This is a genomic window from Candidatus Leptofilum sp. (assembly GCF_965223525.1).
Lineage (GTDB): Bacteria > Chloroflexota > Anaerolineae > Promineifilales > Promineifilaceae > Leptofilum.
Map to the genome: position 1 here is coordinate 1792911 of NZ_CBDCWX010000005.1, position 25799 is coordinate 1818709.

Sequence of the window (25799 nt, forward strand, 5' to 3'; positions counted from 1 at the left end):
AGTATCACACAGAAGACAGAGTAGTTCAGTTTACATGACCCAAAAAACGCATGACGACCTTATTGACGAGCTTGCAAAATGCTCGCATCAAAAACATTCTAAAGCTGCAAAATCGGCGACACCGGGATGCTCAACGACGGACCGTTGTTGAAGGAATCCGTGAAATAAACTGTGCCCTGCAATCGGGCATTGTCCCCCATGAAGCATATATTTGCCCCGAACTTCTTGCCGATGCGGAGGGAACGGCCGTTTACCACCAGCTTCAATCCTTAGCCCAAACCACTAACATGGCGCTATTCACCATCACGCCAGCGCTTTTTGCCAAAGCTGCTTACCGTGGTCAAAGTGGCGGTATTTTGTTGGTCATCCCCTACCTTGACCAAACGCTTGCCTCATTATCGCTTTCTGAAGCCCCTTTGCTGCTCATCATTGACGGGGGCGAAAAGCCAGGCAATCTGGGTGCCATTTTACGCACGGCCGATGCTGCAGGTGTAGACGCAGTGATTGTTACTAGCCAACCAGAGAATCGCGGCACCGATATCCACAATCCAAACGTGATTCGCGCCAGCCTGGGGGCGTTATTTACCCGCCCCATTCTAGAAGCACCAGCAGATGATCTGCTTGCCTGGCTAAACCAAAACCAGATTTCAGTTGTCACCCTTACCCCAGATGGGGAACGGCCGTACACGCAAACCAACCTTCGTGGCAAAATTGCGCTGGTTATGGGCAGCGAAGCTTATGGGGTGCATCCTTTCTGGTTAGCCAATGCCCACATCCGGCTAAAAATCCTCATGCGCGGTACAGTAGATAGTTTAAATTTATCGGCGGCAACGGCCGTTGTTGTTTTCGAAGCTGTTCGTCAGCGTCAAGAAACCATACCTGATTCAGCTCAGGTACATTGAGTAAAAATCCATGCAAATTGCTTTAATCTCAGACATCCATGGGAACCTGGTTTCTTTTGAAGCAATTTTGGCTGATATTGAACGCCAAAACGTCAACGAAATTATTTTTCTAGGTGATGCAGCCACATTGGGGCCACAGCCACATGAAGTACTACAACGCCTGCGCCATTTAGGCTGCCCCTGCATCATTGGCAACCACGAAACATACCTGTTTAAACCTTCATTGGGGCAAGCCTACATGCGCGGCACGCAATGGTTTAACGACGTCCTAACATGGTGTCGTGCCCGCCTAACCCCCGAAGATTACCAATTCATGCGCTCTTTCCAGCCAATGCTCAAAGTTAAGTTAGAAGGAGAAAGCACCCTCATCTGTTTTCACGGCTCCCCACGCCGGCACACCGACAACATTTTTGCTACCACCCCGGCCAAAGAAGTCAACGAAATGCTGGCAGGCCGTCGTGCAACGGTCATGGCTGGTGGACACACACACGTACAAATGCTCCGCCAGTATAACGGCGTCTTGCTTGTCAATGCCGGCAGCGTGGGAATGCCCTTTGAACAAATGCCTTTTACAGAACGAGGGCCTCGCGTTATGCCTTGGGCAGAATATGCAATCATTACCTCAGAGGGTAATGCCATTAGCGTAGATTTGCGCCGCATTCCTGTTGATATGAAAGCAATTCGACAGGCAGGCATTGATGCCAGAATGCCAGAAACAAGTGATTGGTTGCGTAACTGGATATCCATTACAGAATTGCTAAACGAATAAAAATGACTCAAAAAAAGGTTGCCAGTTTTGGCACCTCAGCGATAATTGTTCTGGGTTGTGAACCTCAATTAACAAACAATAAAAATTAGTTTCGCAGCTTAATATAGTTTTTACTCTGAAGGAGAGTTTTATGTCAAGAAATAATGTGAAAGTAGCCGTCACTGGCGCGGCGGGCCAAATTGGCTACTCGCTTCTATTCCGCCTTGCTTCCGGCGAAGTGTTCGGTGCAAACACAAAAATATCGCTGCATTTGCTAGAAATCACGCCAGCATTGCCCGCTCTGGAAGGTGTTGTCATGGAATTGAATGACTGTGCTTTTCCGCTCCTGGAAAATGTGGTTGTTACAGACAATCCCGAAACCGCTTTTGACGGCATTAACTGGGCTTTGCTAGTTGGCTCAAAGCCTCGCGGAGCTGGCATGGAACGTGGCGATCTCATCCGTGAAAATGGCCCCATCTTTGTAGGGCAAGGGCGTGCCTTAAACAAGGCCGCAAGCGATGCGCGCGTTGTGGTGGTCGGTAATCCGGCGAATACCAACTGCCTGATCGCCATGAACAACTCTGACTTACCGAATAATCGGTTTGGCGCGCTTACGCGTCTGGATCAGAACCGCGCCTATGCTCAACTGGCACAGAAGGCACATGTACCAGTTAGTGCTGTGAGCAATGTCACCATTTGGGGCAACCACAGCGCCACCCAATACCCGGATGCAGAAAATGCCAAGATCAATGGCCAACCTGCTATGGAAGTCATTACTGACCAGGATTGGCTACGCGGTGAGTTTATTACCACAGTTCAAAAGCGTGGTGCGGCAATTATTAAAGCGCGCGGCAAATCATCCGCCGCATCGGCAGCCAATGCCACCTTAGACCATGTGATGAGCTTTGAGAGCAAAACGCCAGAGGGTCACTGGTTCTCTGTGGCCGTTCCTTCTGATGGCAGCTATGGCATTGAAGAGGGACTCATCTTCTCCTTCCCGGTAACAAGTGATGGCGCTGGTGGTTACGCTATTGTGCAGGGCTTAACCTGGAGCGACTTTGCCCGTGAGAAAGTATCACTCACTGAAGAAGAGCTAAAAAATGAGAAATCTGTTGTGGCTGATTTGCTGAAGTAGCGGCCCGTACAAGGCAGCTCCATTTTTACAAAAGCATCCGATGCGTTACCAAGCGCATCGGATGTTGTTTTTTAGACAAAACAGGCTCTGAAACACAAAAAGCCTCGCTTAGCGAGGCTCTTTGCGGGAAGAGGAGAAGAAGGAGAAAAGAGGAAATTAAGAGGATAAATAATTAAAAATACATTTTTGTTACAAATACCTTTACAAAATTGAATCCAATAAAACTCAACTACATTCAATAGCATAAATCAGTTTTATTGAGTTGGTTGGTGGCCTGGCTACAAGCAAAATGTAAACTCTTTTACACTGAAATTAGAGTGTAAGGATTGGTTAAAGAAAATGATAAAAAAAGTAAATCATATTGCAGTTGTTGTAGAGAATTTGGAGGACGCCACGGCGTTTTGGGTTGACGCCCTTGGTTTAGAATTGGCTCATAAGGAGCATGTGGCTAGCCAAGCGGTGGATGTTGCCTTTTTGCCAGTTGGCAACACCAAAATTGAACTGTTGCAGCCTACTGATGATGAGAGTGGCGTGGCTAAATATTTGCAAAAGCGCGGGGCTGGGATGCATCATATTTGTTTTGAGGTGGATGATATCGAGGTTGCTCTAGCCAAATTGAAATCGGCCGAAATTCAATTAATTAATGAGGTGCCTGTTGTGGGGGCAGACGGCCGTAAATTTGCCTTTATTCACCCAAAAGCAGCAAATGGCGTACTGGTTGAATTGTATGAACTGAACGCGACTTGAGCTGAATAGTTGTCGCTGAATTGTTACTTGAAGAATGTCACAAATTGCTTGTGACAAATGGCACTATTGGTTTTGTCCAAAGTTGGTATTATTAGCCTATAAGCCGCCGTTAAAGATGAAACGGCAGAGTCAAAACATACTGTGTAATCTGGATTGTCTTGGTTTGTTGAACACATTTGTGGCAGCGCCAGCATCCTAAAATTTGTGGTTGTGATTGCACTCCACAGCGTAAAATCTTACGCCGGCTTAACATTTGGCCTTATGGCCAAGAGAAACTGCCTCTTCTAAGATAGTAGTTTTGGGTGAGCCAGTATCCTGCCAGGGATACTCTTACAGCGAGTTGTTGAATCGGGTTGTTGTAAACAGGTGCCCTGCCTCGTTTACTTCATAGTAGGTGTTTACTTCCATAGTGAGAGGCCAGACGAAGGTTTGGCCTCTCTTTTTGTTGCTAGTAGTGTGGCGGAACTCCCCTTGCAGCATACTCGTCAAAGACCGGCTTGGAACAGAATAGTAACGGCCGTTCCCACCCAACTTATGCTAAAATTTGAGCGTTCTATAATGTGCCAGAAATTGGCGTTTTTTATCCCCGTGTATTGACTTACGAAATCGCGGGCTGTGGCCTGTCTCCTGATAGTGCTATCTTCCTTTCTCGTCCCGTACAGGTTGGTGGGTAAGCGGCAAAGGTAACAATGCCTTCAAGAAGGAATGAATTTGGGGGTTGTTATTGTGTGGAACGGCCGTTCCTACCAACGCACATTTCTTCAAGGCACACCAAAAACTACCGAGTAGCGGAGGAAAAGAGATGCAAAAAGAAATCACTTCACAATATTTGGCAGTGTTAGAAATGATGAAGCAGGTCATTGCAAAATGCCCCGATGATTTGTGGCAAGACGCCAGTCATACCAATCCCTTCTGGCACGTTGCCTACCATGCCCTCTTTTACACCCACCTTTACGCCCAGCCAGAAGAAGCTACTTTTGTCCCTTGGGAAAAGCATCGGCCAAATGTCAACGGGTTTGGCCCACCCCCGTGGGCGCCGGATGAGCCATGGGAACGGGGCGAACCGTACAGCCAGGCTGATTTGCTGGATTACTTAGCCATTTGCCAAAATGAGGTTACAAAACAAACTAGCCAGCTTAATCCAGAAGCCCCCTCTGGCTTTAGCTGGATTCCGCTCAACAAACTGGAGCTGCAATTCTACAACATTCGCCACCTGCAACTGCACATTGGCGAACTGTGCGAGCGGCTCTGGGCTGAGGCGGGCGCCGAAATAGGTTGGGTAGGCAAGTTCCCCAACGATTAACGAGCAGCTACTTTTTGAGATTGGAGATTAGAGATTGCCAGTCTCCAATCTCCAGTCCCCTACAATCCCCCAAAACCTTGTTGACGTATTACAACAATTAGTACTTGACATATGCTAAGTTTTGTTGTATTGTTGCAACAGTTGTAATTGTTGTAGTATCCCGCATTTGTGAGGATGCTTCTTCAAAATGATGAGAAGCAATGAGTAAAGACGATTTAATTGAAAATTATGCGGGTGTGGCAGAGGTCAGCAAGCGGCTGAACATTCATCCAGAATCTGTGCGCCGCCTGATCCGCCAGGGGAAGCTGCCAGCCATCAAATTTGGCAACAAATGGCTGGTAGAAAAAGCAACGCTCGACCAGTACGCCAGTCGGTATGACCCACGGCCTGGTAACAAAGCGACCTTGTTTTAACCGTTGAGAGCAGGGGGCAAACCCGGGAAGAGGCTATGTTTGCCCTCTGCTTCTCAATTTTTTGATCTGTTAGCTGTTAGTAAGAGGGTATTCACATGCAAAGAGCGCCTGAGTTTGAAAATGTAGCCTGTATTCGCGTGGTCGGTGTTGGTGGCGGTGGCTGTAACGCTGTTAACCGCATGATTCAAGAGGGCATCAATGGCGTAGATTTTGTCGCCGTTAATACAGACAATCAGGCGTTGCTGCTTTCAGATGCTCCTGTGCGGGTTCGCATTGGCGAGAAGCTGACGCGGGGCTTGGGCGCAGGTGGGCACCCTGAGCAGGGTGAAAAAGCGGCCGAAGAGTCTACCGAGGATTTGCACGAGGTGCTCACCGGCTCCGATATGGTGTTTATCACCGCTGGCATGGGTGGTGGTACGGGAACTGGTGCGGCTCCGGTTGTGGCCAAGATTGCCCGTGAGCAGGGGGCTCTGACGATTGGTGTAGTGACACGGCCGTTTCTCTTTGAGGGAAGCAAGCGTGCCAACTCCGCCGAATCTGGCATCGAAAAGCTGAAAGAGCATGTAGACACCCTGATTGTGATTCCCAATGACCGCCTGCTGGAACTGACCGATCGGCGCGTTTCCCTGAAAGATTCCTTTAAGATGGCCGATGACGTGCTGCGTCAGGGTATTCAAGGCATTAGCGAACTGATTACGGTGCCTGGCCTCATCAACCTGGACTTTGCCGATGTGAAGGCAATTATGTCGGAAGGTGGTGCGGCGTTGATGGCTGTGGGTCATGGTGAAGGTGAAGAGCGGGCGCGACTGGCGGCCGAGCAAGCAATTAGCTCGCGCCTGCTGGACGTGACTATTGACGGGGCACAGGGCATCTTGTTCAATGTTACTGGCGGGCCAAATATGAGCCTGTACGATGTGAACATAGCTGCGGCCATCATCCGCGAGACGGCTCACCCGGATGCCAACATGATCTTCGGTGCGGTGATTGACGAGAGCATGGGTGACGAGATGCGGATTACGGTTATCGCTACTGGCTTTGAGCGTACCATTTCCCGGCGACAGGTTTTGCAGCAGCAGTACGGCCGTAAAACCAGCCCGCCGACCCATCGTCCCCAAACAGAGGCCAGCGTGGCTGCTTCACGGCAGGTACCCGCCCGTGAAAAAGAAGAGCGGGAACTGGAACCGGTGCAGCCCAAATTTGCACCTAATAACTTGGAAATCCCGGCGTTCCTACGCCGTCGCTAATAAAAAGCCACAGAGGTCACAGAGAAATAAGAGATAAACTATCTTCTCAAAACTCTCTGTGACCTCTGTGGCAAATTAAAAATCTATCAACTCCGAGGAGTTGACAGTCCACAAAGCCGAACAGTGGCTTGGTGTGATTGTGTCGCCAACACCAATTACCGTGAGGTAATTGTTATGGGCAGTAATTGTTAGAGCAGGTATCGGACAACACCTAAACAGCAATTACTGTGCAGCGCTCCTTTTTGTTTTCGTTGGTGAAGTCCCTCATCCTATAACCTCACCAACAACATCCCCTCTGCACGCGCCCCCTGTTAATGCAGGACAGGGGGCGCACTTCTTTTTATTCATTAGCCACAGAGAACACAGAGTATTTTGAGCCCAGCTTATTAACGCATTGCCCAAATTAGGAATAATCAAAGGTTTCGCAGATTTAAATTTTTCAATCTGCGAAATCTGCTGATCTAATTCTTAAGGTGTCCAAACATCAAAGACGGCCGTATCCTCCCCAGTTTCCCCCACATCTTGCATATTTCCAGCCAAGTCTCCTGTGAAGAATTGCCAATAGCCGTTGTTGTTTACGGCCGTTACAAACGCCCCGTCCGTTAGCCACATTTGGCTCCCCACGCCGCCTGCAATTAGCACTTCTAGCGCGGGTTGCCCAATTTGGCCTATGCCCAGATAACCTGGGCCAGCGTACAAAAAGTGGGAACCAGTCTGGTTCCAGCCAGCAAATGTTAGCTGTTGGTTGTTGGCTGTCTTAACCAGTACTGGACTGTCACCGTCGCCATCTGCCACAACCACAGATTGCTCATTGGCAGACCCTACAATAAGCTGTACATAGCCCAGATTGCCGCCCGATGTTGTCCAATCCAGCGGTGAGAACAGCGTGTTACCCAACACGGAGCCGATTTCCACGGCTGGGCCACTAACCGGAATTTGGTAGAGGGTAGCTTCTGCTTCGGCTGTCCACGGATCGGCATCGGCGATGGCTACGTACGCCTGGCTGCCGCTGGGCAGCCATTGGGCGGTTGGCACCCAGGCATATTCGCTGGCGGTGTTTACAAAGGGGAATTCAATCACCGTTTCGCGGTTGCTGCCGTCCAGGTTCACCCGCGTCACGCTTTCCGGATTGCCAAAAATGACGCGGCTGCCGTTTGGAGAAAGGGCAAAAGCGTGGCCGGCATCCCCCGCAGCAAATTGTTCTGTTAGCGTACCGCTGGTGCTTACAAGCCATAAATCAGCTTGTGGGCCATAGCCGGGGGCTTCCAGAGGGATAACGGCCGTACTAAATGCAATTGTTTGGCTAGTTGGTAGCCAGGCAACTTCGTCAATTACGAGGGCAAGTCCTTCGCCAACTTCATTGGGCAGGTCGGTTGCTGTCACCAACGTTTGCGCCCCTCCTGCCAAAGAAACAAGACCCAAACGGCTGCTCTCGAACATCCCCGCCGTGAAGGCCACATATTGACCATCGGGGGAAACAAAGAGACGGTTCACATCGGCAACGGCCGTAAGCTGCACGGCTTCTCCGGCTGCTGTTGGCGGCGATTGGCTACTGTTTAGCGGTATTTGCCAGATGCCGTCTATGTCGCTGTACACAATGTAGCTGCCTGGATCGCCGACTACGGCCGTATCCGCCGCAGGTTCTGAAGTAGCTGTCGCGGTTGGTACAGGGGTTGGTGTGGGGGGAACGGCCGCTACAGGCACACCCTCGATGTTGCTGCCCAGCGTGTACTGCGACCCGCCAGAAACCCAACATTGCGGCGCAGAAATGTCGCTGGGGCAGGCCACCAGCCACCAGCCAGAGACTGGGTCTTGACCCAGCACCTGTGCCGTGGAGTTCTGCAAAAAGAAACCGAGTCGATCATAAACCACACCTGGCCCGGAGCGGATGTTGAGGTCTACCAGAATCGTTACGAATGGATTGCCATTGGCAACGGCCGTGCCATCCCCTGCATCACCGCCGGGCAGGGTGGCTGTGGGGGCAATGTCGGCAATGGGGGCTTCTTCGTTGGGAACGGCCGTGCCGTCCACCACCGTCACCGCAGGGGGCGGCACCGAGATGGCTGGTTCTGCCTCCCCCGCAAAAGCGTTGCAGGCCAGCGTTGCCAAAAAAAGAATGGAAATGAAGAACAATAAAGGATGTTGGCGCAACATGCAGTCACTCCTTACAATAAATTTTTAGGATAAACCCAAACAGTTTACAATAGATTACGCTACGACGCGATCCAACTCTGCACGGGAACACAGCGGAATTTCTACGCAACCGCCCCGTTTGCGTCAATTTTGTGTGAAGAGGAATCATGAGCTTTCGGAAATTTTTAGGTCAGGCTGCCCAATCGGGTAATCTCATTGAAATTGAGAAGCCTGTCAATGTCAATTACGAGCTGGCCAACGTCGCCCATGCGTTGGAAGGACGCCCGGTGCTTTTCAACAATATTGTAGATTACCCCGATTGGCGCGTCTGCGCTGGGCCATGCTCAGATCGCAAATATTTCAGCATGGATTTAGGTGTGCCCGTGCCAGACCTCATTGCCCATTTGGCGCAAGCCACACAAAACCCGCAAACGCCGCCACTGGTAGAAAGCGGTGCTTGCCAGGAAGTTGTTTTGGAGCAGTTTGATCTGAACGACTTGCCCATTTTGTTCCACTTGCCGCAAGATAGCGGGCATTACATCGCTAGCAACGTGGTTATTACCGAAGATCCGGAGCTGGGGCGAAATATGTGCTACCATCGCCTGCTGCGGTTGGATGAACGTCGCTTTACGGCGCGCATCATTGAGCGGCGCGGCACCTGGACGGCCATGCAAAAAGTGGATGGCGATCTGCCCATCGCCATTTGCATTGGCGTGTCGCAGGCGGTGCATTTGGCGGCGTCTATGTCGGCCGCACCGGAGGTGGATGAGCTGGCAGTAGCTCACGCGCTGGCGCCCACGCCGCTGGTAAAGTGCATCACTAATAATTTGGCCGTGCCTGCGGATGCAGAAATTGTGCTAGAAGGGCGCATCACCAAGCAGCAAACGCAAGAAGGGCCGTTTATGGATCTGACGGAGACGATGGACATCACCCGCGACCAACCCATCATCGAGATTGATTTGATTACGCACCGTCGCAATCCGATCTACCATGCGCTGCTGCCCGGTGGTTTGGAACACAAAATTTTGATGGGGATGCCCAAGGAGCCAACGATTTTTGCCGAGGTGAACAAGGTGACGCGCTGCACAGGGGTGGTGATTACGCCAGGGGGCAGCTCTTGGCTGCACGCAGTGGTGCAAATTGAGAAGGGTGGGGTGGAAGACGGCCGTCTGGCCATCGAAGCCGCCTTCAGAGGGCATGGGTCACTCAAGCACGTTTGGGTGGTAGATAGTGATGTAGATATTTACGACTCCGCTCAAATTGAGTGGGCGTTTGCTACCCGCTTCCAAGGGGATAAAGATATGATGCTGTTTGAAAACCAGCCTGGCAGCTCGCTCGACCCTTCCGGCATTCATGTGCCGGGGCAAAAAAGCCGCACCGCCAAGCTCGGCTTCGACTGTACGATTCCCTGGGGTGCAAATAGGGGTAAATTTACGCGGGGGGAATATGGGGCTGTTAATTTGGATGATTATTTTTAATGGCTAGTGGCTGGTTGAACGTTCACGCCACTAGCCGCTAACCACCAGCAATCAACTTTCAGGAGTGAATATGGACACGCTCGTCCTTACAGAACAATTACCCAAGCTCTTTTTTGCCGAAGAAGGTGGCCTGGTACAGCAGGAACTCAGCTTCATGGTGCTGCTCTTTATTGCGGCGATGGTGGCCATTGTGGTGCGCCGCATCCGGCTGCCGTACACGGTGGCCCTGGTGCTGGTGGGGTTGGTGCTTTCCTTCTTCCCTAACTTTTTGGGCTTTACGGTCAGCTCTGACCTGATTTTGGCCATTCTGGTGCCGCCGCTCATTTTTGAGGCGACACTGCATATTCCCTGGCGTAAGCTAAAGAAAGATTTGCTGCCGGTGCTGCTGCTGGCGGTGGGCGGTACGCTGGTTGGTACGTTTTTAGTCGGTGGCTTGGTGGTGCAATTTTTAGGCATTTCGTGGGCGGCGGCGTTGGCTTTTGGTGCGCTCATTTCAGCCACAGACCCGGTGGCGGTGATTGCCTTCTTCCGCAGTTTGGGCGTGAGCAAGCGGCTGACTATTTTGGTGGAGGGCGAGAGCTTGTTCAACGACGGCGTGGCCATCGTCATTTTTAATTTGGCGCTGGCGGCAGGCACGCTTTCTGGGTCGTTTGGGCTAGCCGAGGCGCTGCAGGAGTTTTTCATCGTGGCCTTTGGTGGCCTGGCGGTGGGGTTGGTGATGGGGTATGTGGTTTCTTACATCATCCTCAAAAATGTAGATGACCATCTGATCGAAACGGCGACCACGGTGGCATTGGCGTTTGGCTCGTTTGTGGTGGCGGAATCATTCGGGCAGTTTGTGGGCGTGGACGGGCTGCATTTTAGCGGCATCCTAGCGGTGGTGGCGGCTGGTTTGATGGTGGGCAATATTGGTCTGGAAAACACCTCGCCAACGACCAAGCTAACGCTGGACAATTTTTGGGAGTTCTTGAGCTTTGTGGTGAACTCGCTGGTCTTTTTGCTGATTGGCCTGGAGATTGAGCTGGCGCAGCTAACGCCGAACATCATTCCGATTATTGTGGCTGTGTTGGCGATTATTTTGAGCCGGGGGTTGATAATTTACCTGTTTAGCTGGATTTACGGCCGTTTCCAACCACGCAACCGCATTCCCTTCAAATTTCAGCATGTGATGTATTGGGGGGGCTTGCGTGGTGCTATCAGTTTGGCGCTGGCACTGTCCATCGAGAATGCTGTGTTTGGCTCTGATGTGGCCTTGGAATTGCGGGTGATGACCTTTGGCGTGGTGCTGTTTACGCTGCTGGTGCAGGGCATGACCATCGAAAAGTTGATTGATCGATTGAAGCTAGCCGACAAGCCGCCGCAGCGGGTGGAGCTGCAGCGACGACAAGCTACCCTCTTTGCCAAATGGGCGGGCAAGCATGAACTAGACCGCCTGCGTGAAAATGGTATCTTGTTTAAAGATATTTGGGAATCAATGGGGCAAGTGTACGACGAAGAAATCTTGGATAAGAAAGCGGATTTACGTACGCATTTGCAAGATTTCCCTGAGCTGGAGCAGGAGATGTATTTGCAGGCGCGCGAAGATGCGCTGAATGCGGAGCGCAGCGCCATCGGCGAGGCGTCTCGGCGGGGGCTTATCGCGAATGAAGTGCATGATGAACTCATCATTGAGCTAAACAACCGCGTGGCGGCGTTGGAACTCATCAAGAAAAACAGGGGACTGGATGTAGAGAATAAGGAGGTGCATCATGGGTAGTATTGTGTGCGCCACGCGCGGTGGCGAAGGCAGTCGTGCTGCTCAGATGGCCGCGATTGAACGCGCCAAGACATTAGACAAGCCGCTCATCTTTTTGTATGTGGTGGATCCGCATAGCCTGGATGACGATATTGATGCCAGCATGAAAGATGCGCTGTTCACGGAGCTGAACTGGATGGGGGAGACGCTATTGCGTATCGCCCAGAAGCGAGCAGACGCAGCCTATCTGGGCACAGAGGTTCGCATTCGCAAGGGCAAGGTGCGGGATGAGATTACGCGCTTTGTGAAGGATGCCCAAGCAGAGCTGTTGGTGCTGGGTGCACCGCGTGGCACCACGGCCAACGTGTTTGGTGATGATGCAATTGAGCGGTTGGCAGAGTGGGTGGAGGCGCAAACGGCCGTCTCCGTAGAAATTGTTCGCCCAGATTATGTAAACAATGAAGGAGCACCAATCTCCCCATGATTGAAGAAATCAACCAAGCCTTCACCAATTTTTTGGCTAACTTCAATATTGATCTGACGAACCCTATTCAGCGAAACTTGCTGGTGACCATCCTCATTCTCATTGTGCTGGGCGTGGTGCGCTGGTTGGCCACTCGGCTCATTGACCGCCGCTACGCCAACAGTCCCCGTACCTTGTACAATTTGAGAAAAACGGTGGAGTACGCCTCGGTGGTGCTGGGTGTTTTGCTGGTGGGGCGGCTCTGGCTGGAGGGAGTTGGCACACTTGTTACCTACCTCGGTTTGTTGTCGGCAGGTATTGCTATTGCGCTGCAAGATTTAATTGTGGCCTTGGCTGGCTGGGTTTTTATTGTGTGGCGACGGCCGTTTGTGGTGGGTGATCGCATCGAAATTGACGGGCAGCTAGGGGACGTGATTGATATCCGACTCTTCTCGTTTAGCATGTTAGAAATCGGCCGTCGCATCAACGCAGAGCAAAGCACGGGCCGCATCATCCACGTGCCCAACGGCAAAATCTTCTCCGAAGTGCTCAACAACATGCACCAGGGCTTCCCCTTCATCTGGAACGAAATCCCTGTGATGGTTACCTTTGAAAGTGACTGGGAGAAAGCCAAAGCGATTCTTGTTAACATCATCAACGATTTGGCGCCAGATGTTTCTGAGGCCGTGCGCCGTGCCCGTCGCTCCGGGCAGCGATTTGTCATCAGCTATTCCAACGTCTCACCTACCGTTTACACTAGCGTCGCCGACAGCGGCGTGGTGCTAACCATGCGCTACATGGTAGACCCCCGCAAGCGGCGCGGCAGCGAGCAAGACATCTGGGAAGCGATTTTGCGTGCCTTTAAGCATCATTGGAACATTGATTTTGCCTATCCCACCCAGCGCGAATATCTGCACTTTGAGGAAGGCAAAAAGCCGCCTGACCCTCAAGAAATGACCACCGTGGTGGCAGATCGCAAAAAGCTCCAGCGGGAAACTGGCTACCTGCCCACCACACCCAGAGACCAAAGAGAATCCAAAGACCAAAGAGGGAAAGACTAAAGAGAGTAAGACCAAAGAGAGTAAGAAAACCATTTGGATTTCTCACTAAAAGAGTAGCTAATGAGCCAAATTAAATTAAATGAAGCACAACAAGCCATGCTGAATGGCCAGCAGGGTACGGCACGCCAAATGGGGATGCGCCTGCTGCTGGATTTAGCCGCCACGGCAGGGGCAACGGAGCTGGTTCCCATTCGCAGCGCCCATCTGTCTGGCGTGTCACCTCTAACAGGGGGGCTTGGCTTGCGCCAATTCCTGGCGCGTTTGGCCGAAGACCCACAGGCCAAAGTGGCAGTGCCCACCACGCTCAACGCCGCTGGCTGCGACGAAGCCCAGTTTGAGGCAATGCGTATTGTAGCGCCGAATTTCAAGGAACATAATTCAGAAATTGTGGCGCGGTATGCTCAACTGGGCGTGCGCCCTACGCAGTCGTGCATTCCCTACGAATGGGAGGGTGTGGTGACCACAGGCGAAGCGGCCTGGGCAGAATCGAATGCAATTTGCTTTGGCAATTCGTACACGGGGCTGGTGACCAATCGTGAATCGGGACTATCGGCGTTGGCGGCAGCACTGACGGGCTACACGCCCAAATATGGCCTGATGCTCGCCGAAAATCGCAGACCCAACCTGGAAGTGTTGGTCAGCACACTGTTGGCAGACCCGACTGATTTTTCGGTGTTGGGGGATTGGATTGGCAAGCAGCGTCGGCCGTCCTGGCAGATTCCGTATGGGCCGATTCCGCTGATTAAAGGATTGCCCACTGAGTTAACCCACGAACAGAAGAAAGCACTCACGGCCGCAGCCGCCAATTATGGTTGCCCACTGTTGTATCTGGATGGTCATGGCGAGATTCCACCTGAAAATTTTCAGGCAAAACTAGCGTTTGGTGAGGCTGAATTACAGAAACGGTATGAGGAATTGGCGCCGGAAACGGCCGTATCCCTTATCACCATCGGCTGCCCCCAAGCATCACTGGGCGAACTCCGCGCCACGGCCGAACTGCTGCAAGGTAAGCAGCTTCACCCAGATGCTCCACCATTGTGGGTATTCACTTCTGCCGCGAACAAAGACATTGCCCAGAAAACTGGCTTGGCCGAGATCATCACCCACAGCGGCGCACTGCTGCTAGAAAACACCTGCCCGGAAGTAGTGCCCTACGACCAAAGCTGGGTACACCAGGTTCTCACCAATTCGTTAAAAGCAGAGCATTACATCAAATCGGGGCTGAATGGCATTCCAACGGCCGTGATGCGTTTGGCGGATTGTGTTGCCCTGGCCACTGGTGAGTTAGAGATTGGAGATTGGAGATTGGAGACTGAGGTGCGGAAAACGGAAACAATCAGCAAGAAACAAACTGTCACCCCTTCAACCAGCGATGCTCGCATAGCCCACCCGGTCACCGAAACTTTCACCGCCACCGGTCACGGCCTCCCTTCCCAAAGTGACTTTAGCGTAACGGCCGTCGCCTTTGTCACCGACACACCCATTACCCTGCTGGGCTTTGTCAATCGGGAAAGTGGCGTCATCGAAGAACCTGGTCATCCTGCCGACGGGCAAAGCATGGCAGGCAGGATTGCCATCTTCCCCAAAGGCAGTGGCTCCACCGTGGCCCCCTACGTGCTGCTAGAATTGTTCTATCGCGGCAACGCCCCCGTTGCCGTCGTCAATACAGAAATTGACCAGCAAAGTGCCCCTGCTTGTTCGTTAGAAAACATTCCCTACGCTTACCAGTTTGATGCGAATATTATTGCTGGCATTCAAAATGGGGACACCGTGCAGCTCAAGCGAGAAGGTGAGCGGGTGACTATTGACGTTACTAAACGTCTTGCGGTATAAATCATCTATGAGCCAATTTGCGTTCTTGTAAATCACATCGTGGCTCATTTTCTATCAAAATGCTTTTTGTGATTTACATTGACGTGCTCCTGACAAACCTAATAAAAGTGTCCCCCAAGAACCTTTCGCAACCAATCAAGGACTTCCGATGGAAAGTGAATTTTTAGAGTTTATTTTGGCAATTGTCATCATCATTGTGGCAGCCAAATTGGGCGGGTTTATTAGCACCCGCTTCAACCAACCTTCTGTTTTGGGTGAGCTGTTGGCTGGTTTGATTTTAGGGCCAACTGTGCTGGACATGCTGCACAACTGGACGCTTTTTTTTCATCATGCGGAAACATTAGAAGAGCTTTTGGCACTCATGGCGGAGCTAGGCGTTATTTTGCTGATGTTGCTGGCAGGGCTGGAGTTACATTTGCCAGATTTGCTGAATGCGGGCAAGGTGTCGGCGCTATCTGGCGTGTTGGGGGTGCTGGTGCCGCTGGGGTTGGGGTTTGGTGCGGCCGTATTATTTGATGCCAGTTCCCAAGAAGCACTCTTCCTGGGGCTGACGTTGGCGGCAACCAGCGTTAGCATCTCAGCCCAAACGTTGATGGAGCTAAAGGTATTACGCAGCCGAGTGGGGCTTGCTTTGTTGGGAGCGGCCGTTTTCGATGATATTTTGGTCATTTTAGTGCTTTCGATATCGTTTGTGCTGGTTGGGGATAGCGGTGGCGGTTTGTCTGGCGTGCTGCTTACCGTGGTGAACATGATTCTGTACATAGCCGCTGCATCAGCCATCGGATTTTGGGTGTTGCCTTGGTTAGCCCAGCGAATCAATCGCCTGCCAATTAGTCGCGGTACATTGGCCTTTGTGCTGGTGGTCTGCCTGCTGTTTTCCTACGCGGCCGAAATTATTGGCGGCATGGCTGCTATCACCGGCGCATTTTTGGCAGGGCTCTTTTTAGGCCGCACGCCCATTCGGGAAGAGATAGAAGAAGGTATCTCGGCAATCGCCTACGCCTTTTTTGTACCAATCTTCTTTGTGGATATTGGTCTACAGGTGAATCTGCGGGCGATTAGCGGGAATGCGTGGTGGTTTGCGGCCGTTTTCACCGTTATCGCCATTATTAGCAAAATTGGGGGTAGTGGTTTGGGTGCCAGAATCACCGGGTTCACCAACAAAGAAGCATTCCAGTTGGGCATCGGCATGGTGTCTCGTGGGGAAGTTGGGCTGATTGTTGCTTCGTTTGCCTTAACGGCGGGACTGATTAGTCAAGAGAACTTCTCAATTGCTGTCTTTATGGTCATCATGGCCACTTTGGTGACGCCACCCATGCTTAGAGCCGCATTTGCCAACCAGTCACAGTGAGACGGCCGTGCAAATCCCAGCCCGCCATAAGCGCCATGCGTACAAAATCACGGAATACGCATTACGCAATACTTTTGTAGGAGAACCATATGTACCACATGATTATGCTTGTTTTGGACGATGTGAATCACTGTTCCACCATTTTGGAGGCGTGGGATGCTCAAGGTGTAGGGGGCATCACCATTTTTGAGAGTACAGGCATGGGGCGGGTTAGAAAGTTGAGCATCCGGGATGATATTCCCCTCATGCCTAGCCTGAGCCGTTTGCTACAAACCCGTGAAGAGCGGCACCGGACGCTGTTTACCGTGGTGGAAACGGAGGAAATGGTAGACCAGATTATTCACGTCACCGAGGAAATCTTGGGCAATATGGAAGATCCGCACAACGGGGTGATTTTTGTTTTGCCAGTCTCCAGGGTGGTGGGTTTACACGGTGGCCAGATGCGAGCCAAGGGTGGTTCAAGCAGTTAGCAAACAAAAGAGGATAGCCGCTGACGATTCATCATCTGCCGTCACTTCCGCTTCTTGGAAAGCCTTCAGGATTTACATAAACCATCAGTAGGACTGGCAGCCCTAGGGGTGTTATCTTCTAAAACGACCAAATTTAGGACTGCCAGTCCTGGCCTTAATTGACGCTCTGCAAAAATTGAATGATACGCGGGTTGGTAACGTCCGGCACTTCCGTTTGAGGGTAGTGCCCAGCCCCTTCAATCAGCGCCACTTGACCCCCTGTTTTTTCGACGATGTACTTTGCTTCGGCAACGGGGTCAGGAAAATCGGGATCGGCCGTTCCCATCACAACGAGGGTCGGAACTTGGACTTTCGTCAGTCGCGCATCAGATGGTTGACGATTGGCAGCTACAAACCCTTTGACGGCATCAAAGCGTCCATTTTCTTTCAGGTTCGCGGTTAGCTGGTCGAGATAATCTTCAAAATCATCGGGTTTTTGGCTAGGGTACAAGGTTGCGTAGAACATGCGCCACGTTTGGGCACGCCAGGGATTGTTCATCATGAGCCATATGCCACCCTTCATAATCAGGTTTGGTTTTGCATCGCGCACAAACGGCCCGATCAATGTGAGCGATTTGATACTTTGGGGTGCCTCCACAGCAGCCCAAACGAATGCTGCACAGGAGAAAGAAGAGCCAATGACGTGGACAGGCTCGCCGCTGAAATGCTGGAGCAGCGCCAAAATATCGCCGCCGACGGACGGCACATCATAAGCCGCCCATGCGGTGCTAGATTCCCCTTGTCCTCGTAAATCAGCAGCAACGGCGTGATAACCGGCTTCCACCAACGCCGGCCCAAGAAAACGATATTCTTGGCGGAGCGCACCCAGGCCCGGTAGCATTAGAACCAGCTCACCCATGCCGCCATAGTCGGTGTATGCCAGCTTGCCCTGTTCGTGTAACATGTATTGCGTTTTCATCGTGGGTTCCTTACGCTCTAACCGACTGGGCGACGCGCCCAATAAATGGGGCAAATTATAGCAGTGTGATACTAGGTTACAAGGGAAACGGCCGTTGCCAAACTGCCAACTTTTGCTCGCTCAGGTATAATGCCCCAAATTATTGATATTTGGCGAGGAATATTTTTATGAAAGCGTTTGTAACAGGTGGGTCGGGGTTTATTGGACAATACTTGGTAAAAAAACTCATTGCCCGTGGCGATACGGTACACGCTTTGGCGCGTTCAGAAGAAAGTGCCAGCTTTTTGCGCCAGCTAGGAGCCACCGTCTTCATGGGCGACATTACCGATGCTGCCTCACTGCGCCCGGCCATGGAAGGATGCGATGTGGTTTTCCACGTTGCTGCCTGGTACAAGGTGGGCGCCCCAGACTGGAGCCAGGCAGAAGCAATTAACGTTGGCGGAACCCGGCGCGTTTTGCGGCTAGCGTATGAGCTGGGCATTCCCAAAATTGTGTATACCAGTACAGTGGCCGTCTTTGGCGATACGCAAGGCCAGTTGGTGGATGAAACGTACTATAAGGAAGGCCCTTTTCTCACAGAGTACGACCGCACCAAATGGCTGGCGCACTACAAAGTGGCGCTGCCGCTCATTGAGAAAGGCGCGCCGATTGTGATTGTGATGCCGGGCGCGGTGTACGGCCCTGGCGATAGCAGCTTTGTAGCCCAAATGATGCGTATGTTTTATCGAGGCTTACCGCTGCTGCCGGGGTCAGATTTAACGGTGACGTATGCCCATGTGGACGATATTGCCGAAGGGCATTTATTGGCGGCGGAACAAGGGACGCTGGGAGAAAGCTACATCCTCACGGGCCCAGCCATCCCCCTGAATGAGATGGTTGATTTTTGGGCGCACCTGATTGGCCGCAAGCCGCCGTCGTTTCGGCTGGCAGGACGGCCGTTACGCAAATTTGCGCCAGTGGTGGGGGCGGTTGGCTCGGTGCTGCCGTTGCCTGAACTATTCTCTGAAGAAGCGGTGGGTAGCCTGGGTGCTACCTACATGGCGCGGTCTGATAAGGCACGGACAGAGCTGGGTTGGAAAACACGGCCGTTGCAAACTGGCCTGCTAGAAACATTCGACTGGATCGCCCGCACCGAACCGCAGCAAACTGCCCCACCTGAGCGCAAATGGGCGGGATATGCTTTGTTGGCTGCGGCCGTTTTGTTTTTGCTATGGTTCCTTGGGCGAAAGAGGGAATAAATTGCCCAAGATGGGCGAACGAGTCATTGAGGTTAAACAAAAACAGGCAGGTTCCCATCGGGAACCTGCCTGAACTGTTTTATTGCGAAATGTAAAATTAAAAGCGGTTGTGCTGTTGTTGGCGAAGTCGTTGTTGGCGTCTCTTGGCAATGGCAATTGTTTGTGCTTGAAGCTGACGACGACGTTTCTGAACAAATGCCACAATTAAGATGTAAAAGAAGATGGATGCCAACAAAACCAACATAATTTAGCCTCGCTTTAAAAAATTGCAATTAACGTTCCTAACAATAATGGTTTTTACTAAAAATATCAAGATGCAATTTATAGGAACTTTGTAATCGGCCAAAAGTTTTTAAAATTAACAAACCTTCGTTTTGGCCGATTACTTGAGTAAAAGCGGGAGAAATGACTCTGCCTATTTTCAAAAACTTTCCCGCTTTTACAAATATCTATCTCATCCAAAAGTTGCTCTTGTGGGACGATTTCCTTACGTGTAAAGCGTAGTCAAAATTTATTACGATCTTTGTTACTGTGTAAAAACCAAAAGGAATCTATCAAATAACTTTCTGTGATTTGCTACGCTTGCTAGGGAGCCTCTGCAGAGGAAGCACTGGGTTCTACGATGACTTCTGGCGTGAAATCGCCGAGACGGCCGTTTTCATCCAAAGCGGTTAAGCTGACGGCATACCGAGTGGCAGGGTTTAGGCCAGTGAGGGCAACATTGCCTGCCTCGTTGGCCCGTACAAAGCGGAAGGTGGTGAAGCTGCCTTCTGTAATTGGCCGGAAGGAGATAGCATACCCGGCCGCGTTTTGGTCTGTGGGCCAGCGCAGCCAAAAATCGCCAGGCGAATCTAGCGTTTGAATGATAGGCGTTTGAGGGGTTGGGGGTGCGCCTGCTAGATTAGCAACGACAGCAATATTCATTTGCACAATCTGTTCCAGGTAGCTGTAATCAATGCGATCCCAGGTGTCCAGCCTTGAGTTCACCAGGTCTGGGTCTTCGACGGATTCGATGACGCGGATACCTGGCATTCCTGCATTCACAAATTCCCGATGATCCCCCCAACGCCCTTCCCGATCCAGCGCATCAATTACCTGGATGGGGAAGGTTGGCAGGTAAAGACCGACAATGTATTCGTAATAGCGGGCTAGTTCGCCAGAGGGGGATTCGCGTAAATTGGGGGCAAAGAGGCGGGCATATTGGGGAATGCCGCTGCGTCCACCAATGGCGTCGTAGTTGATGGCGGCGATGACGTTCATGCCGTCCAAAAAGGCGGTTTGCACAAAGTGGCGCGAGCCGAACGTGCCTTGCTCCTCGGCTGCTGCGGCGAGAAAGACGATGGTTTGATTCCACTCGTAGGCACTGAGCAGGCGGGCAGATTCTAGCAGCAGAGCGATGCCGGAGCCGTTGTCGTTGGCACCAGGGGCGTAGGTTTCGCCATCGGTGGGTTCTGGGGCACGGTTGTCGTAGTGGGCTATTATCACGATGATGTCGTTGTTTGAGTTTAAGCCGGGCAGGGCAGCAACGACGTTGGCTGGCGTAGTGGAAAGTCCGTTGTAAAAGAGAGGAAATTCCTGGATGGTGACTTCGAGACGGCCGTTTCCCACCCGCACAAATTCATCTACCAGCCATTGCCGGGTGGCGCCAATGCCAAAGTTGGGATCGTCTGTGACGCTAAAGACGTTGCGATTGCCAAAGCTTTGCATTGTTTGCACGTAGCCCATAAGCTGCTGCTGGGAGACGGCGTCAACCAATCCAGCAATTTGCGGATCAATTTTTGGCACCACATCGCTCACGGGGTCATTCACCATCTCGCCAGCCGGAAATTGGGAGACGTCCCAGGAAACGGCCGTAGCCACTGGCGTGGGTACAGGGGGCGTTTCTGGTGCTTCCACTAGGCCACACCCAACCAACAGAATTATCATGATGAGGAAATTGAGCCATCGCTTGCCTAACTGCATGGTTCTATTTTCTGGAGAATGATAGTATGTGCCAACTCTGCCAGTGTTTCGGTATGAAATTCTAAGATTCTTCTGGGAAAAGTGGCGTGGCGAGCGGCACAATCCAGTCTACCACCCACGGGGTGCGGGGCTGGGCGGCCAGGTCTACGGTGGGGTCGAGGAGTAGTTGCTCGGAACGGCCGTTCAAAGAAGCCCAAATTTCCGCCCGTACCTCAACACCCTCATGCCCCTGGGCAGTCGCATCCTCGGCCAAAAAGTGAGCATATTGCAAAATCATGTAGGGGCGGTTGGACATTTTTCGCAGTTGCCGTGCCGTCAGGTGCTCCAGCGGATCAATTTGCCACGATTCGCCTGCTGCATTTGTGAGGGTGAAGGTGGCAGTGGCATCCTTGTCGCGGAGCTTCATGTGCCAGGCAAAGCGGTGTCCCTCTTCAGTCCAGCTAACGTTGCCGGGGATGATGAAGTGGCGCAGCGGCAGCAAAATTTGCACCAGCACGTACACCGTCAGCAGTGCCAGCCCCCAATTGGGCAGCTTGATTTTGGCAGGCGGCGCAGACTCTTTTTGACCCACTCCAAACAAGTTTAGTGCTTGTCTGGGCCAACTGGGATCAAAAAATACGGCCGTTGCCGCAATCATAAACCAGGGGAAGATGCCAATGGAAAAGAGGCGGGCGTTGGTGAGATGGAACAAGAGCGCGGCCAGGAAGGCGAACGGCCGTGTTTTGCGCCAAATCAAAAAAGGAACCACCAGCAAATCGAGCAGCAAGCCACCGTAGGCAAAGCTATAGGCCATCCACTTTTCGGTAAAAAATTGGCCGATGAGCGGGAAATCGGTGCGAGACGCCAGCCAAAATTCAATGGGCTGGGCGCGCAGCCAGTCGCCGTTGATTTTGGCCAGACCACCAAAAAAGTAAGGCACGCCAATTTGAAAGCGCAGCAGCCACAGGCTCCAGTTCGGCATCCAGTCGGAACGGCCGTTTGGCCGCCGCCACGCATCCACACACCACATTTTGTTGGCTGGCAAAAAGATCATGATGAAGGCGATGAGGCAAACGAGGTAAAAATGATTGAGGTACTGCGCTTGCTCCAGCAAAAAGATGTAGGTAAAGCCCAAAAAGAAGAGCGTGGCACTGAGCTTGTACCACAGCCCCACCAAAATAAAGAGCGCCAGCAAGGCCATCACTCCGAAGTGAATGTACATGCCAATGCCGGGCCAAGGCCGTACCCAATCAAAGCCGAAGTAGGTAAAGTGGAACGATGGCTCAATCCAGTAGCGGCTAATCCAGCCGTAGCTGCTGTAGCGCCACATCTCCCACATCATAATCGCGCCAAAGGCCACGCGGAAGTAAACCAGCACGGCGATGTCTGCGGGTGATTGAAGCCAATCATGAACGGCCGTCCACGATCGCATTTTTTCACTTTGAGGTGTCTGAATGGAGGCAGTAGTTGAGACGGACGTGTCCATGTCGCTAAGTTTGCCAAATTTTTGGCGATTTGGCTACTCTCTTATCTGCCGTGTTTTCAGCCGATAGCACCGATTAGCGATTTCTAACGCCTATGAAAACACCTCGTTATGTTGCTCTTGGACGCGGATGAAGGTGGTGCGTTTGGTGAGTTCTTTGAGTCGCTTAGCTCCCACGTAGGTGCAGGTGGAGCGCAGACCGCCCAGCATGTCCTGCACGGTTTCCGTGACTGGCCCACGGTAGGGAATGTTGACCGTTTTGCCTTCCGAGGCGCGGTATTCGGCCACGCCGCCCGCATGTTTTTTCATCGCGGTTTGTGAGCTCATGCCGTAGAACTGCTTGAACGGCTGGCCGTCAATCTCAATCAGTTCGCCGCCAGATTCATCGTGTCCGGCCAACATGCCGCCCAGCATCACAAAATCGGCACCGCCGCCAAACGCTTTAGCGATGTCCCCTGGCACTTTGCAGCCACCGTCGGAGATGATTTGGCCGCCCAGGCCGTGGGCCGCGTCGGCACATTCGATGACGGCCGAAAGCTGCGGGTAGCCCACACCCGTTTTGATGCGCGTGGTGCAAACGGAGCCTGGGCCGATGCCCACTTTGATGATGTCTGCTCCGCCCAGAATCAACTCTTCAACCATTTCGCCAGTTACCACATTGCCTGCCATGATCGTTTTGCCTGGGTGCTTGTCTCGCACGCGCTTGACGAAGTGGACAAAGTGCTCGGAGTAGCCGTTGGCCACGTCAATGCAGATAAAATGGAGCTGGGGGTATTCGCGCATCAAATAATCGAGCTTGTTGGCATCTTCTTGCCCAGTGCCAGAGCTAACGGCGATATGCTGAGTAACGGATTCATCGGCCGTTTGCAGAAAATCATGCCACTGTTGGCGGGTGTAATGTTTGTGAACGGCCGTCATCATATGAAACTTGCTCAACTCTGCAGCCATCTCAAACGTGCCCACCGTATCCATGTTGGCTGCAATGATGGGCACGCCTTCCCAGGTGTGCTCACTATGCCGGAATGTGAAGGTGCGTAGCAGTGAAACCTGCGACCGGGAGCTGAGTGTAGACCGCTTGGGTCGGATCATCACATCTTTAAAGCCCAATTTAACATCTGCTTCAATTCTCATGAGATTTCTTGTCCTTAAACTGTTATTTGCGTAGCAAATTCCTGGATGGTGTTTCCAGTTTACACAACCACTATTTTTTGGCTACTGTTTTGTTGCTGTTTTTAGTGGGGAAATTTGGAAGTTTATCAGTTTTAGAAGTTCAACTTTTTCAAAAAGTTGAACTTCGACTGCATGAAAACCTCTGTGAACTCTGTGGCTGAAATGCTAACTGCGGCCCATGACGAGCTGCACGCCGTCGAGGACGCTTTCTAGGATGAAGGGGGGGACGGTGCCGACGTATTTTGTGAGGAAGCGACGGTCGATGGTGATGATCTGGGCAACGTTGGCGACGCACGCTTTGGGGAGGCCCGAATCGGCCTGGGAAATGAGCACGTTACCAGGGGCAGGAGCCAGTTTCCAATCTGGGCTGAGGGTGACGCACACGGCCGTTTCCAGCAAACTCCGGTTAAAGGCATCACTTTGAATGACGAGGATAGGTTGGGGGGTGGGCATTTCTGGTGGCTGTGTCCACCAAATTTGCCCCTGTTTTAGGCTAACGTCGGCTACCATGATTCTTTGTTATACAGGGTAAGCTGTTGAGCCACGCGCCAGGCGGCGGCAATGCGCGAAACGCGGTATTGGTAAATTTCGTCTAGCTGGCGGGCCACCGTTTCGCTATCAGTACGTTCTAGCTTGCGGCTGATGGCTTGCTTGGTTTGGCGAGATTGCTGCCCGTGTTTTTGGGCGGCCGTTTCTGCCTGTTGTAAAAGGGTGTTGAGTAAAGCAGCGTTGTTGTCCATAAGCATCTTCGGCCAGTATGTCTCAAAAACGGCCGTTGCATCCATCTCGACCGTTCGCCAGAAGTGTAAACAGATTTGTCACTTCCCAACATAGTACCAAAGGGCCAGGAGCCTGCATTCGGTATTCAGTAATCAGTGAGTCGGTGTTCAGTAGCTGTTTACTGATTACTGAACACTGACCTACTGATTACTTTCCCACCAATTCGTGCTCCACTCAACCGCTTTGTGAATCCCGTCCCGCAAAGAGGTTGTGGGTTGGTAATCCAGCAGGGCGCGGGCTTTGCCAATGTTTGCCACATAATGCGTCACTTCGCCCACGCGGGCGGGTTCAATCGTCATATCTGGTTCAATCCCCAGCGCCTCGCCGATGAATTTGGCCATGTTTACCAGGCTGTTGCCCTGCCCAAACGCCAGATTGATGGTGTGGTTTTCAATCTCGCCAGCGACCAGTCGTTCCAGCCCGCGCGCCACGCCGTTGATGCAGTCATCAATGTAGGTGAAGTCCAAAACCTTGTCTTTACCGTAGACGGTAATTGGTTCCCGACTGCCAATTTTGCGAATGAAGAGGGGGATAACGCGCTCCATTCGCTCCAGATCGTTGTCGTAGCGGCCGTACACATTGCTAAACCGGAACACCAAATAACGCAGACCATAACATTGTGCATAGCTGTAGATCAGCGCCTCGCCAGAAATTTTGCTGGCGGAGTAGGGACTTTCTGTAAAGGCAAAGTCGGCGTAGCTTTCCTCCGTGATGTAGCGGTGAATGTCGCCATACACCTCGCGGGAACTGCTAAAAATGAGCGGCAGATTGTTCTGGCGGCAAAATTCCAGCACGTTAAACGTCATCGTAATATTTTCCAGAGCGCGGTCTGGCTGTTCCACCAGTTCATGCACTTTGGCATGGGCGGCAAAATGAACCACCGCATCCAAGTCTGGCGGGTATTCGGCGTGGCCGATGCCTTGGGTGAAGTTGCTTTGGGGCGCGCTTAAATCTTGCAGCAGCGTCTCGATTTCGGTCGTCCAGGTATTTGGTCGCTTATCAATGCCAAAGACATAATGTCCCTGAGATTGCAAATGAAGTCCTAAATTGGTGCCAATCTGACCGCTGGCGCCAGTGATGAGTATACGCATGAGTGCCTCTTTTGAAGTAAAAAGTGAATAGTGCTGAAAAAACTTGGATGCGAGTATACAATAGTTTGGAAACGGCCGTTACCGCAAGTTCTAAATTTGTTCAGTCCCGAATTAGGAGGGGA

23 protein-coding genes are annotated in these 25799 nt (G+C 51.9%); 15 read left to right on the forward strand and 8 right to left on the reverse strand.

Annotation, left to right across the window (positions count from 1 at the left end; genetic code table 11):
• The first annotated feature begins 50 nt into the window (after positions 1 to 50).
• The 7 genes from ACOQPM_RS13375 (at position 51) to ftsZ (ending at position 6492) form a co-directional block, all read left to right on the forward strand.
• On the forward strand, positions 51 to 902 hold the full coding sequence (locus ACOQPM_RS13375; RefSeq protein WP_420629762.1) for a TrmH family RNA methyltransferase: 852 nt from the start codon (positions 51 to 53) through the stop codon (positions 900 to 902).
• Between the two features lie 10 nt (positions 903 to 912).
• Positions 913 to 1671 carry a metallophosphoesterase family protein gene (locus ACOQPM_RS13380; RefSeq protein WP_420629763.1) on the forward strand — a complete coding sequence of 253 codons (759 nt, stop codon included), beginning with the start codon at positions 913 to 915 and terminating at the stop codon, positions 1669 to 1671.
• 130 nt (positions 1672 to 1801) lie between these two features.
• Positions 1802 to 2785 carry a malate dehydrogenase gene (locus ACOQPM_RS13385; RefSeq protein ID WP_420629764.1) on the forward strand — a complete coding sequence of 328 codons (984 nt, stop codon included), beginning with the start codon at positions 1802 to 1804 and terminating at the stop codon, positions 2783 to 2785.
• 339 nt (positions 2786 to 3124) lie between these two features.
• Positions 3125 to 3532, forward strand: coding sequence for a methylmalonyl-CoA epimerase (gene mce / locus ACOQPM_RS13390; RefSeq protein WP_420629765.1), 408 nt, complete (start codon positions 3125 to 3127; stop codon positions 3530 to 3532).
• 802 nt (positions 3533 to 4334) lie between these two features.
• Positions 4335 to 4835 (forward strand): DinB family protein, encoded by a 501-nt coding sequence (locus ACOQPM_RS13395; RefSeq protein ID WP_420629766.1) that lies wholly within the window; start codon positions 4335 to 4337, stop codon positions 4833 to 4835.
• Between the two features lie 200 nt (positions 4836 to 5035).
• Positions 5036 to 5248 carry a helix-turn-helix domain-containing protein gene (locus ACOQPM_RS13400; RefSeq protein WP_420629767.1) on the forward strand — a complete coding sequence of 71 codons (213 nt, stop codon included), beginning with the start codon at positions 5036 to 5038 and terminating at the stop codon, positions 5246 to 5248.
• A gap of 95 nt (positions 5249 to 5343) precedes the next feature.
• On the forward strand, positions 5344 to 6492 hold the full coding sequence (gene ftsZ, locus ACOQPM_RS13405; protein WP_420629768.1) for a cell division protein FtsZ: 1149 nt from the start codon (positions 5344 to 5346) through the stop codon (positions 6490 to 6492).
• Between the two features lie 468 nt (positions 6493 to 6960).
• Here ftsZ and ACOQPM_RS13410 read toward each other — a convergent pair whose 3' ends face one another.
• Positions 6961 to 8646 carry a hypothetical protein gene (locus tag ACOQPM_RS13410; RefSeq protein ID WP_420629769.1) on the reverse strand — a complete coding sequence of 562 codons (1686 nt, stop codon included), beginning with the start codon at positions 8644 to 8646 and terminating at the stop codon, positions 6961 to 6963.
• 146 nt (positions 8647 to 8792) lie between these two features.
• On the opposite strand from ACOQPM_RS13410, the gene ACOQPM_RS13415 reads away from it, so the two are divergent.
• The 7 genes from ACOQPM_RS13415 (at position 8793) to ACOQPM_RS13445 (ending at position 17016) form a co-directional block, all read left to right on the forward strand.
• Positions 8793 to 10103, forward strand: a complete 1311-nt coding sequence (locus ACOQPM_RS13415; RefSeq protein WP_420629770.1) for a UbiD family decarboxylase — start codon at positions 8793 to 8795, stop codon at positions 10101 to 10103.
• Positions 10104 to 10173: 70 nt separating this feature from the next.
• Positions 10174 to 11859, forward strand: a complete 1686-nt coding sequence (locus ACOQPM_RS13420; protein ID WP_420629771.1) for a Na+/H+ antiporter — start codon at positions 10174 to 10176, stop codon at positions 11857 to 11859.
• Positions 11852 to 12322: a universal stress protein gene (locus ACOQPM_RS13425; RefSeq protein ID WP_420629772.1), complete on the forward strand. Its 471-nt coding sequence runs from the start codon at positions 11852 to 11854 to the stop codon at positions 12320 to 12322. Before ACOQPM_RS13420 ends, ACOQPM_RS13425 begins: the two co-directional genes overlap by 8 nt.
• Entirely contained in the window at positions 12319 to 13362 is a 1044-nt protein-coding gene (locus tag ACOQPM_RS13430; RefSeq protein WP_420629773.1) for a mechanosensitive ion channel family protein, read from the forward strand. Before ACOQPM_RS13425 ends, ACOQPM_RS13430 begins: the two co-directional genes overlap by 4 nt.
• A 60-nt stretch (positions 13363 to 13422) precedes the next feature.
• Positions 13423 to 15195, forward strand: a complete 1773-nt coding sequence (locus tag ACOQPM_RS13435; protein ID WP_420629774.1) for an aconitase X — start codon at positions 13423 to 13425, stop codon at positions 15193 to 15195.
• 148 nt (positions 15196 to 15343) lie between these two features.
• A complete protein-coding gene (locus tag ACOQPM_RS13440) occupies positions 15344 to 16546 on the forward strand; it encodes a cation:proton antiporter (RefSeq protein WP_420629775.1) in 1203 nt (400 codons plus the stop codon).
• An 89-nt stretch (positions 16547 to 16635) separates the two neighbouring features.
• Complete coding sequence (locus ACOQPM_RS13445; RefSeq protein WP_420629776.1) at positions 16636 to 17016, forward strand: P-II family nitrogen regulator; 381 nt, start codon at positions 16636 to 16638, stop codon at positions 17014 to 17016.
• Positions 17017 to 17170: 154 nt separating this feature from the next.
• On the opposite strand, the gene ACOQPM_RS13450 is transcribed toward ACOQPM_RS13445, so the two are convergent.
• Complete coding sequence (locus ACOQPM_RS13450) at positions 17171 to 18028, reverse strand: alpha/beta fold hydrolase (RefSeq protein ID WP_420629777.1); 858 nt, start codon at positions 18026 to 18028, stop codon at positions 17171 to 17173.
• Positions 18029 to 18141: 113 nt separating this feature from the next.
• Here ACOQPM_RS13450 and ACOQPM_RS13455 point away from each other — a divergent pair, with 113 nt between their 5' ends.
• Entirely contained in the window at positions 18142 to 19212 is a 1071-nt protein-coding gene (locus ACOQPM_RS13455) for an NAD-dependent epimerase/dehydratase family protein (RefSeq protein ID WP_420629778.1), read from the forward strand.
• Between the two features lie 585 nt (positions 19213 to 19797).
• On the opposite strand, the gene ACOQPM_RS13460 is transcribed toward ACOQPM_RS13455, so the two are convergent.
• The 6 genes from ACOQPM_RS13460 to ACOQPM_RS13485 form a co-directional block, all read right to left on the reverse strand.
• On the reverse strand, positions 19798 to 21174 hold the full coding sequence (locus tag ACOQPM_RS13460) for a M28 family metallopeptidase (protein ID WP_420629779.1): 1377 nt from the start codon (positions 21172 to 21174) through the stop codon (positions 19798 to 19800).
• A 61-nt stretch (positions 21175 to 21235) separates the two neighbouring features.
• Entirely contained in the window at positions 21236 to 22585 is a 1350-nt protein-coding gene (locus tag ACOQPM_RS13465) for an HTTM domain-containing protein (protein ID WP_420629780.1), read from the reverse strand.
• A 144-nt stretch (positions 22586 to 22729) separates the two neighbouring features.
• The gene (locus ACOQPM_RS13470; protein WP_420629781.1) at positions 22730 to 23767 is read right to left on the reverse strand and encodes a GMP reductase; all 1038 of its coding nucleotides are present in this window, start codon (positions 23765 to 23767) and stop codon (positions 22730 to 22732) included.
• A gap of 204 nt (positions 23768 to 23971) precedes the next feature.
• Positions 23972 to 24316 (reverse strand): type II toxin-antitoxin system PemK/MazF family toxin, encoded by a 345-nt coding sequence (locus ACOQPM_RS13475; protein WP_420629782.1) that lies wholly within the window; start codon positions 24314 to 24316, stop codon positions 23972 to 23974.
• Positions 24310 to 24546, reverse strand: a complete 237-nt coding sequence (locus ACOQPM_RS13480) for a hypothetical protein (protein ID WP_420629783.1) — start codon at positions 24544 to 24546, stop codon at positions 24310 to 24312. The genes ACOQPM_RS13475 and ACOQPM_RS13480 overlap by 7 nt, the downstream gene beginning before the upstream one ends.
• 180 nt (positions 24547 to 24726) lie before the next feature.
• Entirely contained in the window at positions 24727 to 25677 is a 951-nt protein-coding gene (locus ACOQPM_RS13485) for an NAD-dependent epimerase/dehydratase family protein (RefSeq protein WP_420629784.1), read from the reverse strand.
• Positions 25678 to 25799 lie beyond the last annotated feature (122 nt).